Source organism: Agrobacterium cavarae, from assembly GCF_004310285.1.
In the GTDB taxonomy this organism is placed as follows: domain Bacteria; phylum Pseudomonadota; class Alphaproteobacteria; order Rhizobiales; family Rhizobiaceae; genus Agrobacterium; species Agrobacterium cavarae.
In genome coordinates, this window is the sequence record NZ_SISF01000028.1 from 184,595 (window position 1) to 197,256 (window position 12,662).

8 protein-coding genes and 1 pseudogene are annotated in these 12,662 nt (G+C 58.2%); 3 read left to right on the forward strand and 6 right to left on the reverse strand.

The genetic code is table 11. The annotated features are described in order from the left end of the window. A pseudogene (locus EYC79_RS09745) lies at nt 1-1,755 on the reverse strand (ice nucleation-like protein); the annotation flags it as partial. Between the two features lie 1,331 nt (nt 1,756-3,086). Then, nucleotides 3,087-5,120 (reverse strand): methyl-accepting chemotaxis protein, encoded by a 2,034-nt coding sequence (locus EYC79_RS09750; protein ID WP_130977835.1) that lies wholly within the window; start codon nt 5,118-5,120, stop codon nt 3,087-3,089. Between the two features lie 254 nt (nt 5,121-5,374). Here EYC79_RS09750 and EYC79_RS09755 point away from each other — a divergent pair, with 254 nt between their 5' ends. After that, nucleotides 5,375-6,127, forward strand: coding sequence for a TlyA family RNA methyltransferase (locus EYC79_RS09755; RefSeq protein WP_130977836.1), 753 nt, complete (start codon nt 5,375-5,377; stop codon nt 6,125-6,127). Further along, nucleotides 6,124-7,374 carry a class I SAM-dependent RNA methyltransferase gene (locus EYC79_RS09760; protein ID WP_130977837.1) on the forward strand — a complete coding sequence of 417 codons (1,251 nt, stop codon included), beginning with the start codon at nt 6,124-6,126 and terminating at the stop codon, nt 7,372-7,374. Before EYC79_RS09755 ends, EYC79_RS09760 begins: the two co-directional genes overlap by 4 nt. Before the next feature lie 6 nt (nt 7,375-7,380). On the opposite strand, the gene EYC79_RS09765 is transcribed toward EYC79_RS09760, so the two are convergent. From EYC79_RS09765 to EYC79_RS09775, 3 genes are all read right to left on the reverse strand, one after another. Beyond that, nucleotides 7,381-7,710 (reverse strand): hypothetical protein, encoded by a 330-nt coding sequence (locus tag EYC79_RS09765; protein WP_245495240.1) that lies wholly within the window; start codon nt 7,708-7,710, stop codon nt 7,381-7,383. Between the two features lie 87 nt (nt 7,711-7,797). Then, the gene (locus EYC79_RS09770) at nt 7,798-8,556 is read right to left on the reverse strand and encodes a crotonase/enoyl-CoA hydratase family protein (protein WP_062599428.1); all 759 of its coding nucleotides are present in this window, start codon (nt 8,554-8,556) and stop codon (nt 7,798-7,800) included. 11 nt (nt 8,557-8,567) lie between these two features. Beyond that, entirely contained in the window at nt 8,568-10,352 is a 1,785-nt protein-coding gene (locus EYC79_RS09775; protein ID WP_130977838.1) for an acyl-CoA dehydrogenase, read from the reverse strand. A gap of 394 nt (nt 10,353-10,746) precedes the next feature. Here EYC79_RS09775 and EYC79_RS09780 point away from each other — a divergent pair, with 394 nt between their 5' ends. Then, nucleotides 10,747-11,742: a transporter gene (locus EYC79_RS09780; RefSeq protein ID WP_112358885.1), complete on the forward strand. Its 996-nt coding sequence runs from the start codon at nt 10,747-10,749 to the stop codon at nt 11,740-11,742. Between the two features lie 194 nt (nt 11,743-11,936). Here the strand turns inward: EYC79_RS09780 and EYC79_RS09785 are convergent, their stop codons facing one another. Continuing rightward, nucleotides 11,937-12,440, reverse strand: a complete 504-nt coding sequence (locus tag EYC79_RS09785; RefSeq protein WP_062599425.1) for a BA14K family protein — start codon at nt 12,438-12,440, stop codon at nt 11,937-11,939. Nucleotides 12,441-12,662: the final 222 nt, after the last annotated feature.

Genomic DNA, 12,662 nt, shown 5'->3' on the forward strand with positions numbered 1-12,662 from the left:
GGACGACAGAGCGTTCAGCTGCGAGGTAGACATGACGGCAATCTGCGCCTTGTTCAGTGCTGCTGCGTTCGTGCTGCTCAAGTTGGTCAAAGCCGCTGCAGAAAGGCCGGAAATTGCCTTGGCGTTGATCGACGCAACCTCTCCGGTGGAGAAGAGAGCGAGTTCGGCGCTGTCGAGCGTTGCCAGTTGGGCAGAGCTCAAGCTGGCGATCTGAGCCGAGTTCAGCGCATCGATCTGGTTGGTCGTCATCGCTGCAAACTGCGTCGTGGTCAGGGCTGCTGCCTGTGTCGCGCTGAGGTTTGCGATGTTGCCCGTGGTCAACTTGCTGACCGTGATGCCTGCAAGCGCCTTGGCGCTGATAGCCTTGACCTCATCGCTGGAGAAGGTGTTGAGCGCGTCGGATGACAGAGCGTTCAGCTGTGTCGAAGACATGACTGCGATCTGTGCCTTGGTCAGTGCGGCTGCGCTTGTGCTGCTCAGGTTGGTCAGAGCCGCTGCAGAAAGGCCTGCGATAGCCTGGGTGCTGATGGACCCGATTTCAGCCGTTGAGAAGAGAGCGAGTTCGGCGCTGTCGAGCGTTGCCAGTTGGGCAGAGCTCAGGCCAGCGATCTGAGTGGAGTTCAGCGCGTCGATCTGGTTGGTCGTCATCGCTGCAAACTGCGTCGTGGTCAGGGCTGCTGCCTGGTCCTTGCTCAGGTTAGCAACGTTACCGGTGGTCAACTTGCTGACGGTGAGGCCGGCGATCGCCTTGGCGCTGATGGCCTTGACTTCATCGCTGGAGAAGGTGTTGAGCGCATCAGACGACAGCGCGTTCAGCTGCGAGGTAGACATGACGGCAATCTGCAACTTGGCCAGGGCTGCTGCGCTCGCGCTGCTCAAGTTTGTCAGGGCTGTTGAAGAAAGACCGGAAAGTGCCTTGGTGCTGAGTGCCGCGACCTCTCCGGTGGAGAAGAGAGCGAGTTCGGCGCTGTCGAGCGTTGCCAGTTGGGCAGAGCTCAAGCTGGCGATCTGAGCCGAGTTCAGCGCTTCGACCTGGTTGGTCGTCATCGCTGCAAACTGCGTCGTGGTCAGGGCTGCTGCCTGTGTCGCGCTCAGGTTTGCGATGTTGCCCGTGGTCAACTTGCTGACCGTGATGCCTGCAAGCGCCTTGGCGCTGATAGCCTTGACTTCATCGCTGGAGAAGGTGTTGAGGGCATCGGACGACAGAGCGTTCAGCTGTGTCGAAGACATGACTGCGATCTGTGCCTTGGTCAGTGCGGCTGCACTTGTGCTGCTCAGGTTGGTCAGAGCCGCGGCAGAAAGGCCTGCGATGGCCTGGGTGCTGATAGCAGCGATCTCATCGGTGCTGAAGAGAGCCAGCTCTGCGCTGTTGATTGTCGCGACCTGAGCCGAGCTCATGCTAGCGATCTGGGTGGCGTTCAGCGCCTGGATCTGGCTGGTCGACAATCCTTCGATCTGGGTGGTGCTTAGTGCGACGACCTGTGCCGCACTAAAGCCGGTAACTTGGGCGGTGCTTAGCGCTCCCAGCTGGCTCAACGTGAGCCCCTTGACGGCGGGCGCCGAAATGGCGCGGACGTCATCGGAGCTCAGAAGAGCGACATTGGCAGTCGTAAGGGATCCAACTTGCGCGGAGCTCAGCGCCTTGATCTTGGTGGCGTCGAGAGCATTCACGTCCGCCGAGGTCAAGCTCGCGATCGTCGATGTGGAAAGCTTGGAGATCTGCGTAGCAGACAAGGAGGAGATAATGGAAGTCATGAACGTGTCCCTTACCGAATGGCGACTGGTCGCGCCTATCTGCCGTCCGACACCGTCCCCACTGACGGGAATCCGACACGCGCAAATAAAGCGAAATTGTTGAGAACATGGCTCATGTGAACCTGCGTAGGAAACGCTTCATGCAATTCGAGCTGGAGAAGCTCGGATTTTCCACGCTAGCTATTGCGAATGCCGCTAATAAACGATGCCGCTTGAATAACTGACTATGGCTATTTCGTAGCAGGCAAACCTTTAAAACCGGGTTAACGCTCCGCGCCATCGCGGACACTTATTCTTCAATTTCATGTATTTTTGAGAGAAATTAGAAGGATATAATGTACCATTTTTTTTGAAGATTTGACTCGACTACAGGTTAAAAACATAGATTATGCGATTTATCTAAAAGGTATTGGTAGCCTTTACCCACTATATTTCACATCAAGAAGCAAAAAAATCCAGTAACATTCGCATCCCAATAAAAGAAAGGTAATTTTAATCTGATGTTTTTTGATCAGGGAAGCGTCGACGTCTTGGATGGATGGGATAGTGAATAGCGACAGAAACTGGTCGTTTTTTTCTTCTTCCTCGAAGATAGAGAATGAATACGTCCCGCCAGCGCCGCAAGTTATAAGTTTAACCATGTGACAAAGCGCAAATTAGGAGCCTTCTTTATCGCGATACTCTGCATTTTCGGCATGAAAGCATAAAACAGCCCGTATTTCGAACGTCGTGGAGAGTATCGTTTTTACCTCGCCGTCTAGTAATTGTTCGCGCATCGGCTCCATAAAGCAATTGCTCCACGACAACGATGATATTCTTCACTCGGCAAGACAGTACGGACACGCGCAGCGACCACTCGCTGCCACCGAGTGCGCAATTCTCCGACGTGCAAGCACTGTCCAGTGCAAGACGACGTCTGAAGGCTCGGACGCTATTTGCCTAAGAGGCGGCGGCACCCTTGCTCCGTCACAAAGAAACAAACATGGGACGCTTGCAAAGACATGCCGCAGAGACTGCGGATAGTATCGTCTTGAGCAGCGTGGAAGACGGCTTTTGGGGGAACTGTTCTTTGAGACCTTAATCGGTCATTTCAGCAGGGCTTAGACGGACTTGTACCATCAAGCCTTGCGACAAGTGAGGGGGCGGAACCGTGTCCGCCCCCTAAATAGACGATGTGGATAGCCGGTTTCGGGTGCAAGAACCACCCGCATTAAAATCCAAGTCAGCTTACAGCATCGGCCCGAAAATCGATTCCTATTTTCGAAAAGCACGATGCATCGATCAAAGTAGATAGAGCGCCACTCATGACTTAGAAGAGGCGGGCCCTATTCTTAAAACTCTTCCCAGTTCTGTTCGCTTGCCTTCAAGACAGGTGTCTCAGCTGGCGCCCCGAATGCTTTTGCAAGCGTGTTACCAAGTGCGCGCGCAGGCGACGCGACCGGGCGGGCCGTTGGCTTGACTGCGGCCGGTGTGAAGCTTGGCTTCGTCGAATAGACGGGCTTTGCTGCAGCCGCAGGCGCTGCGCGTGGCGCAGTCGGAGCCGGACTTGATGTAAAGGACGCAACGCGTGTGGCCGCACCTGCGCCCAGATTGAACTGGCCGATCAAGCTCGTGAGCGCTTCGGCCTCGCGGGCGAGCGAGTGGCTTGCAGCCGTCTGCTGTTCGACCATGGCTGCGTTTTGCTGTGTTCCCTGATCCATGGTGTTGACGGCGGTGTTGATTTCCTGCAGGCCGGTCGACTGTTCACGCGAGGCAGTGACGATCGCGCTCACATGGGTGTTGATCTCTTCCACCTCGGCGACGATCATCTGCAGCGCCTTGCCGGTTTCGCCGACGAGGCCCACGCCATTTTCAACATGCTTGCTGGAGTTGCTGATCAGCGACTTGATTTCCTTCGCTGCATTGGCGGAGCGCTGGGCCAATTCACGCACTTCCTGAGCGACGACGGCAAAGCCCTTGCCTGCCTCGCCCGCACGCGCTGCTTCCACACCCGCATTCAGTGCGAGCAGGTTCGTCTGGAAGGCGATGTCATCAATGACGCCGATGATGTTGGTGATTTCGCCGGAGGATTTTTCGATCTCCTGCATGGCGGCCACGGCGCGGCGCACGACTGCACCGGATTGTTCGGCACCGGCACGGGCGCGCTGCACGAGAGCGCCTGCCTCTTCAGCACCCTTGGCGCTGTCGCGAACCGTCGTGGTCACTTCTTCCAGCGCCGCAGCGGTCTCTTCAACGGAGGCAGCCTGCTGTTCGGTGCGGCGCGACAGGTCGTCAGCTGCAGACAGCATTTCAGCGGCACCGGCATGGATTGCGGCAGCATTCTCGCCGACCTTGCGCAATGTCTGCTGCAGGCTGTAGAGCGACGTGTTGAAGTTCAAACGAAGCGGCTCGATAAACGGTGTGAATGGCTTTTCTATACGATAGTCGAGATTACCGTCGGCCAGTGCCTGGAGACCCTTGGCAAGTTCTTCACGAGCAAAAACCTGTTCCGCTTCGGCGCGCTCTTTCTCAGCCTCGTTACGCAGACGATCGGCTTCAGTCGCGGAGCGCATGCGATCTGTTTCACCCGCCAGGCGCTGCTTTTCGATAGCGGCATCCTTGAAGACCAGAACAGCCTTTGCCATTTTCCCGACTTCGTCACCGCGATCCAGGGCGGGAACATCGACATTGTTATCGCCGTTTGCCAGACGGCCCATGGCATCCGTCATGCCGACGATGGGCGTGACGATGGCGCGTGATAGCGCCCAGATCAGCAGCACTGAAACGAGGCCCGCCCCAGCGCCACCGCCGAGCAGTGCATATTGCAGGTTAGCCTGGGCGCTTTGCTGAGCCGCGATCTCCGACTTGGTCAGCGCGTTGAGCTGTTCCTTGATCTTTTCGGCTGCAGCGCGGAAGCCATCGACCTGACCCTTGGCCTGGTTGCGGCCGATTTCGATGATTTCGGAAACCGGTGCTTCCGTCGTCTTGCGGGCAGCCATCTGCGGCTCTGCCAGTTGCTTGTAAAAGACGGTGGCGGTCGCTTCCATCTCATCGATGGATTTCAGAATCTCGGGTTGGTCGGCAGCGTATCCGCGTGCCTCCTTCAATTTCACGAGCATCACGTCGCGCTGGGCAAACACATCCGTGTAGGTGCTGTCGCTACGGAACAGAAGAAAGCCGCGCTGATTGACGACCTGCTCGAGCATGGCTGCCTTCGCTTCGTCCACCGTCTGCATGAGTTGCGCGGTGCGGGTTTGCGTTTCGGACAGCTGCTGTGCGTCCAGAGTCTGAAAAAAGACAACTGCCGAGGCCACGAGGCACACACCCATCAAGGCGACGAAGGTTATGATCAGCTTGATATTGATAGGCAAATTTTTGAGAGACATCGACAACTCTTTTTCGACACGGGACCGCGCATCAGTCATCAGAGCGCGAACCAGAAATTTTCCGGCCTAACCTTCATGTCAGCGACGGGATTTTCAGCTTCGCAAATTGCTGCAAAGCGGTTGATTTTTACTTAAATACGATGGTTCTAAAAAAACAAACCCAGGCAGTATTTCGTAGGGTAAACGAAGTCTTCCTCAGCAGCGGGCCACAAACCGCTTGCACTGTGCCCGATTGGCCGTCATTGACACTCTCCATGACCAAAACATCCGAAAATCAACGCCTGGACCAGCTTCTGGTCGCCAAGGGCCTATTTGCCAGTCGCTCCCGCGCGCGCGATGCCGTATCGCGCGGCACCGTCAGCGTGAATGGCAAGATCGTCACCAAGCCGAGCCTCTGCTTTGCCGAAAGCGCGCTTATCGCCATCGACGATCCGGCGCAGGATTATGTCTCGCGCGCCGCCCTAAAGCTCGTCGCAGCGCTCGATCACTTCACGTTGGATCCGAAAGGCCATGAGTGCCTGGATGTGGGCGCGTCTACCGGCGGCTTTACGGAGGTGCTGCTGGAACGCGGTGCGGACCATGTGACCGCAATCGATGTGGGTCATGGGCAGATCCATCCCCGGGTGGAGAACAATCCGCGCGTGACCAGCATCGAAGGGCTGAATGCGCGGTTTTTGACGCAAGACGATATTGACGGCCGCGAGGTCAGCTTCATCGTCTCGGATGTCTCCTTCATTTCATTGAAACTTGCCCTTGCGCCGGCACTCGATCTGGCGACGAGCGGCGCGTTCGCCGTCCTTCTCGTCAAGCCGCAGTTCGAAGCCGGTCGGGATGCGATCAGCAAGGCAGGCCTGTTGAAAGAGCCAGACACTGCTCCGCAGGTTGCCACGGAACTCGAGCGCTGGCTCACCGAAGACATGGGCTGGGAAAGCCTTGGCCTTATCCCCTCCCCTATTGCAGGTGGAGATGGCAATGTAGAATTCCTTCTCGGAGGCAGAAAGCCATGAGCACGCAGACCGTCAAGATCCAGAGCCTCGGCGCGCAGGGCGATGGCATCGCGCACTGTCCCGACGGCACGGTCTATGTGCCTTTTACGCTTCCAGGAGAAACGGTCGCGATTGCCAGGGTTAAGGACCAGGGCACCATCATGTCGATTACGGAAGCATCGCCGGATCGGCGCGAGCCTGCCTGTCGCCATTTCGGACCGGATGGCAAGAACGGCACGTGCGGCGGCTGTTCGTTGCAGCATGTTCAAGACGAGCCCTACCACGACTTCAAACGGAATCTCGTCGTTGCCGCCCTCCGATCAAAGGGTCTGGATGTGGAGGTCGATCCGCTGGTGATCTGCCGGCCAGGTGAGCGACGTCGCGTTGTCTTCACCGCGCGCAAAACCGAAAAGGGACTTCTCCTCGGCTTCAGCCAGGCCAACAGTCACCATATCGTTGCGATCGAGGAATGTCCCATCGCTGCCCCGGCCATCGTGTCGAGGCTCGATGCGATCCGTGCGGTCGGTTTGCCGCTGGCATCCAACGCGGAGCCTTTCCGCATCACAGTGATGGAGACGCTTTCAGGGCTCGATATTGCGGTGGACGGCATCAAGTCCGTCAATGACAAACAGCGCCGCGCACTGACGGAAACGGTTCTTTCCATGCGCGGCATCGCCCGCGTATCGCTCTCCGGCGAAATTCTGATCGAACCGCAAAAGCCGGTGATCGAATTCGGCAGCGTCAAGGTCGCCCCTCCCGCCGGCAGCTTCGTCCAGGCCACGAAGGTGGCGGAAGAGGCCATGGCCGAGCGCGTCGTGGCGCATGTAGGCAAATCGAAACGTATCGCCGATCTGTTCTGCGGCACCGGTACCTTCACGCTCAGACTGGCGCGTGTCGGCAAGGTGCATGGCGTGGAAGCGGAAGACAAGCCATTGAAGTCGCTCGATTTTGCCGCTCGCAATACACCTGGCTTGAAGCCGGTCACCATCGAGCGGCGCGACCTGTTTCGTCATCCCCTGATTGCCAAGGAACTGAAGCTTTACGACGCCGTCGTCTTCGATCCGCCAAGAGCGGGTGCTGAAGCGCAATGCAAGGAGCTTGCCCGCAGCACGGTCAAGAAGATCGTTGCCGTCAGCTGCAATCCGCTGTCCTTCGCGCGCGATCTCTCCATCCTGGTCGAAGGCGGCTATCGCATCACAAGCTTGACGCCGATCGACCAGTTCCTCTGGTCGCCGCATGTCGAGGCGGTCGCGACGCTGGAAAAGTAAAGCGCTTTACCACGCCGTATCGATACTGCCGCTGCCGACGACGCCGGAGCAGCGGCAACGGCCACCGACGCGGCCCTGCTGAAGCGGGCAGACATAGGGGCGTGAACGCTCGGCACTGTCTGGCGGCGTGATGACGCAGACGAAACGCGGCTGGCGGCGATCCCACCCGTTATTCTGGTTCTGATTGCTGCGTGGCGAGCTGCTATTGAAATCCTGCACCTGAACGACATCGCTCTCTCTTGGGGACGACATCATCGGCGAGGACAGCATCCCGGCATCCGCGACGCCGGAAAGCGACAGTATAGCAATCATTGCAAGAGCGGTTTTGCGCATCATGGCGGCCTTCTCCCAAGTAAAGATGTCGATCGAGTAACGGGAAACGCTTCCCGTTCCGTAAAGATCGACACCTTCTTCTCAAGAGACTTAACGGCGCATGAATGCTTCAAAGGCAGCGCGTGCCTCACTACTCTGAAGCTGGGCGGCGAAGTGAACGATTTCCTCGTCGATCCTGGCTCGGATCGCATCGACATCGCCACGCACCAGATTACGCGCAATCTTCAGCGCCTGTGGTGGCTTCGACGCCAGGTTGGCAGCGATCTTCAAGGTTTCCGCCTCGACATCCGCCTCGGGAACGACCTTCCAGATCAGGCCCGCCGCCATAGCCTGCTCGGCCGAGAAGCCTTCACCTGCCGCCAGAAGCGCGAATGCCCGCTGGTGGCCGGCAATGCGCGGCACGAGAAGGCTGGAGGCGGCTTCCGGCACAAGTGCCAGATCAACGAAGGGCGTCTTGAAGAGGCTTCGGCTGGAGGCGACGGTCAGATCGCAATGCAGGTTCAGCGTCGTGCCGATACCGATGGCCAGGCCATCGACGCCGGAGACGATGGGCTTTTCCACACTGACCAGCGTGTGCAGGAAGTCTCCAGCGGTCAGCCGCCCCTTGCCGCCCGACATGGCAAACCCAAGGAAATCAGCCATGTCATTGCCGGCAGAGAAGCATCCCGGCGTTCCGAGAAAGACGATTGCGCGGATGTCTTCATCCGCATCGGCGGCTTTCAACGCCTCGATCATGCTGCGATACATCGCATCGGTGATGGCGTTCTTCTTGTCCGGCCGATTGAAGCGGATGACCTGTACGCCGGCTGCGACCTGAGGCCGCTCGAGCAGGATATGATCTTCGGACATCGATACTTCCTTCATCCAAGAACGACGCGTGCAGCTTCGAGGCTTGCGGCACCCGAGACGACGCGATCCTTCAAAGCAGCCGTTTCTGCCAAAAGGTTTTTCGCAGCGAAACGGCAAAGCGAGGCACGCTTGGTACCCTGCCCGTCTTCAACGGCTGCAAGCGCGCCCTTGGCCAGATAGACGCCCGTCAATGCAAGGCCGAACAGCCTTTGGTAGGGTGTCGCACCTGCCAGCACGGCGGCTGCCTCTCCCTTGGCCTGGGCGTCCAGCAGCCAGTCGGTGGCAGCCTCGAGATCGGCGATGCTCTGGTCGAGGTAGCGCGCCGTTTCGCCCAGTTCCGGCTTGTTCGATGCACGTACGTCTTCGGCAATGGCCTTCAACTCTTCGATAAAGCCGCGAACGTGGTGGCCTTCGGAGAGTGGAAGCTTGCGCGTGACGAGGTCGATGGCTTGAATGCCGTTGGTGCCCTCATAGATCGGGGCGATGCGGGCGTCACGCAGATAGCGGGCCGCGCCCGTTTCCTCGATGAAGCCCATGCCGCCATGGACCTGGATGCCGAGCGAGGCAACGTCCACACCGGCGTCGGTGGAGAAGGACTTTGCAATCGGTGTCAAAAGGGCCGCACGCTCCTGCCAGAACTTCTGCGTGCCCGCATCGCTTTCCGCATGGCTCATGTCGATCGCGTGGGCGCAGGCGAAGCTGATGGCGCGCGAGCCTTGCGTCAGTGCCTTCATGGTCAGCAGCGTTCTGGCAATATCCGGATGCTCGATAATCGGGCTCATGCCCGTTGCCGTCGTTCCGGGCGCCTTACCCTGCGTCCGCTCTTTGGCGTATTGGATCGCCTTCTGGGTTGCGGCTTCGCAAATCGCCACGCCCTGCATACCGACGGCCAGGCGGGCATTGTTCATCATGGTGAACATACAGGCGAGACCCTTGTTCTCTTCGCCGACGAGCCAGCCGATCGCGCCTTTCTCCTGACCGTAGCGGCCATCCCCGAAGATCATCGTGCAGGTTGGCGAACCGTGAATGCCAAGCTTGTGCTCCAGCGCATGGCAGAACAAATCGTTGCGCTCACCCGGATTTCCGGCAGCGTCAGGCATGAACTTTGGCACGAGGAAGAGCGAAATGCCTCGTGTCCCAGCCGGTGCATCGGGCAGACGGGCCAACACAAGGTGGATGATGTTTTCGGCGGCGTCGTGTTCACCCCAGGTGATGTAGATTTTCTGGCCGAAAATGCGGTAGGTGCCGTCATGGGCCCGTTCGGCCCTGGTCTTGAGTGCGGCGAGATCGGAGCCTGCCTGCGGCTCCGTCAGGTTCATGGTACCTGTCCATTTGCCGCTGACGAGATTTTCGAGATAGACGGCCTTCAGCGCGTCGCTGCCATGGGCGGTGATGGCTTCGATCGCACCCATCGTCAGCGTCGGGCAGAGCGCAAACGCCATGGAGCCGGAGTTCCACATTTCGAGCGCCGCAACGTTCAGCATATGCGGCAGACCTTGCCCGCCAAATTCCTCTGGCGCCGTCAGGCCGTTCCAGCCGCCTTCGGCCCAGCGATGATAGAGACCGGCCCATCCATCGGGTGTGCGAACCTCACCGTCCACCATGCGCGAGCCCTGGCGGTCGCCGATTTCGGCAAGAGGGGCAACCTCTTCAGTGGCGAAACGTCCTGCCTCATGGAGAATGGCATCAACGAGATCTTCATCGAGATCACCGAGCGCACCGCTCTGAAGAGCATCACCCAGCCCTGCAACGTGTTTCAACGTAAAAGCGATATCGTCTACCGGCGCGGTATACATCCTGCCTCCTCCCGAAGCGTCTGCCTACAATGCAATGTCCTACGGGCTAATTGATTTTTACGTAAACGTCAATTTGAAATTTCCCTGGAGCGGCGTCTCGTTTCGGACGTGCGAAGGACGTTCCATCTCTTCGACTGACGCCTAACGCGTGTCGCGATCTTTCAGATTCGCTCATATACTTCAGGTCCTCGTCATCGCAGGTCGGTATCGCAAAACCGCTGCACACTTGTACTTGAGCCATGCCGTAGGTCGAAGAATCGATTGCGATTTTCAGGCCTATCGGTCGGCAAGATCACCCTTGTTATGAAACTGTCATAAAACTCTGGTCTGCATGTCCAACCCTTCGAGCAGCATGGCCTCTGGCGTAGACAGGCCCGCCTTTCAGGAACGCGACATGGATATACAGTACCCAGCCATTCCCGGCCTCGTCTGGGCCTATCGCTTCGAGCCAGGGAGCCAGCTCTGTACACGCCTCGCACCAACCGCCCAGTGGAGCGACATGGAAAGCAGCGAAGGCTTCTTCTGGCTGCATCTCAACCTGGCGGACACGCGGGTCGTTGCGTTCTTGGACTCTATTCCCGGTTTCGACGAGAATATTCGCGCGATCCTGACGACACATGAGACGCACCCCTCCATCACCGTCGATGAAGGCGCGCTTTACGGTACGCTGGTGGATTTTCAGCGCGAGTTCGATCAGGAAACCCGCGACCTTGGCTGGCTGCATTTTGCCCTGACGGATCGCTTCGTCATCACCACACGGCTTCAGCCGCTACGGTCGGTGGATCGGCTGCGGGCTGCCATCGACAAGAACCCGAAGCGCTTCAGCACGCCGTCGCACATCTTCGAGGGACTGGTGGCGGAGTTTCAGCGCAGTCTTATCAACCTGGTGATGGAGACGACGGAAGAACTCAACGCCATCGAGGATTACGTCTACGCCGCTGCCCCGCGCGACGAGCGGAGAAGGCTGGCACCCGTCCGTCGCACCGTCGTGCGGCTGCATCGTCATCTTCGAACCGTGCTGACATTGATGCGGCGCGCTTCAGCCGCGGATGAGGATGAAATGCCGGCTGGCTTCGAGGAGATTGCCGGGCGGCTGACGAGCCGACTGGAGTCCGTCGACTACGATGTTTATGCGCTTCAGGAGCGGGCCCGTCTGCTGCATGAAGAAATCGACTCCAAGCTTTCGTCGGAGACGAACCGGCATCTCTACATCCTGTCGATCATGACGGCGTTTCTGTTGCCGCCAACGCTCGTCACAGGCTTTTTCGGCATGAACACCAGCGCCCTCCCCTTCATCGATGGCGGAAACGGAACGCTCTATGCAGCGGGTTTTATCGTCGCCTCCAGTCTTCTTGCCTGGTTCCTGCTGCGACGGGTCGGCATCATCTAAAGCAGGGCTCAAGCAAAACTGTGCAGGGGTTTTGCGATGACGACGCGCGATAGAACAAAGAGCCGAAGCGCAGGGAGCAAATCCGAGAAAATCACGATGCGCTTTCGGCGTGGGCGCCTTGTGTCTCTTCGCACGTGTAAAGGGCCGCCCAGCAAGTGCGGGACGGCCCTCATAAATTATATATTTTCGTTCAATCAGCGGTACGGCGAGTAGCAGGTCTGACGTGGGCCATGATAGGGCTGGAACGTGTTGCTATACGCATCATAAGAGCGATAGCGGCCATAGCACCAGTTCACATGCGCCTGACTCATGCCACCGCGAACAACTGGACGATATTCACGATAGACCGGGCGCGGACGATACTCGGGAACGGGGCGGTAGACCTCACGCGGCTGAGACAGCGCACCGCCGATGATGGCGCCGGTGGCGAAGGCCGCAAGCGGGAACCAGTAGCCGTTGTGGCGACGATAGCCAGGACGGTAATCGCGGTAGCCGCGATGGCCACGATAGTAGCCCGGGCCGTAGTCGCGATAATAGCCGCGGTCGCGCCAATACTGAACGTTGACGACATTGTTGTCCGCCTGTGGTGCAACCGGCGCAGCAGGCACGATGGGCATAGCCTGAGCTGGAACAATAGATCCAACAGCAACAATAGCAGAGAGGCCAGCGGCCAAAGCAGCTTTCATGTAAGTCTTCATCTTACCTTCTCCATTCACATCCGGATACACAAACGGACGGGGTGAACTACGACGATTATTCTCCTGTTTATCCAGTCTTTAACGGCGTGGACTCGCCTTATATTCAAGTTAAGAAATTCAGCCTGAATGCAGCATTAACGAAACGATCACAGATACTTGAACGCGTTGCTGCCCCAAGCGACGGAAGGCCCGACTAAGCCGGGCCTTCCTAAATCATGCATC

Coding starts and splice junctions, on each gene's coding strand:
- EYC79_RS09755 (WP_130977836.1), top strand. CDS start 5,375: ATGACCAAAACATCCGAAAATCAACGCCTGGACCAGCTTCTGGTCGCC.
- EYC79_RS09785 (WP_062599425.1), bottom strand. CDS start 12,440: ATGAAGACTTACATGAAAGCTGCTTTGGCCGCTGGCCTCTCTGCTATT.
- EYC79_RS09775 (WP_130977838.1), bottom strand. CDS start 10,352: ATGTATACCGCGCCGGTAGACGATATCGCTTTTACGTTGAAACACGTT.
- EYC79_RS09780 (WP_112358885.1), top strand. CDS start 10,747: ATGGATATACAGTACCCAGCCATTCCCGGCCTCGTCTGGGCCTATCGC.
- EYC79_RS09750 (WP_130977835.1), bottom strand. CDS start 5,120: ATGTCTCTCAAAAATTTGCCTATCAATATCAAGCTGATCATAACCTTC.
- EYC79_RS09765 (WP_245495240.1), bottom strand. CDS start 7,710: ATGATGCGCAAAACCGCTCTTGCAATGATTGCTATACTGTCGCTTTCC.
- EYC79_RS09760 (WP_130977837.1), top strand. CDS start 6,124: ATGAGCACGCAGACCGTCAAGATCCAGAGCCTCGGCGCGCAGGGCGAT.
- EYC79_RS09770 (WP_062599428.1), bottom strand. CDS start 8,556: ATGTCCGAAGATCATATCCTGCTCGAGCGGCCTCAGGTCGCAGCCGGC.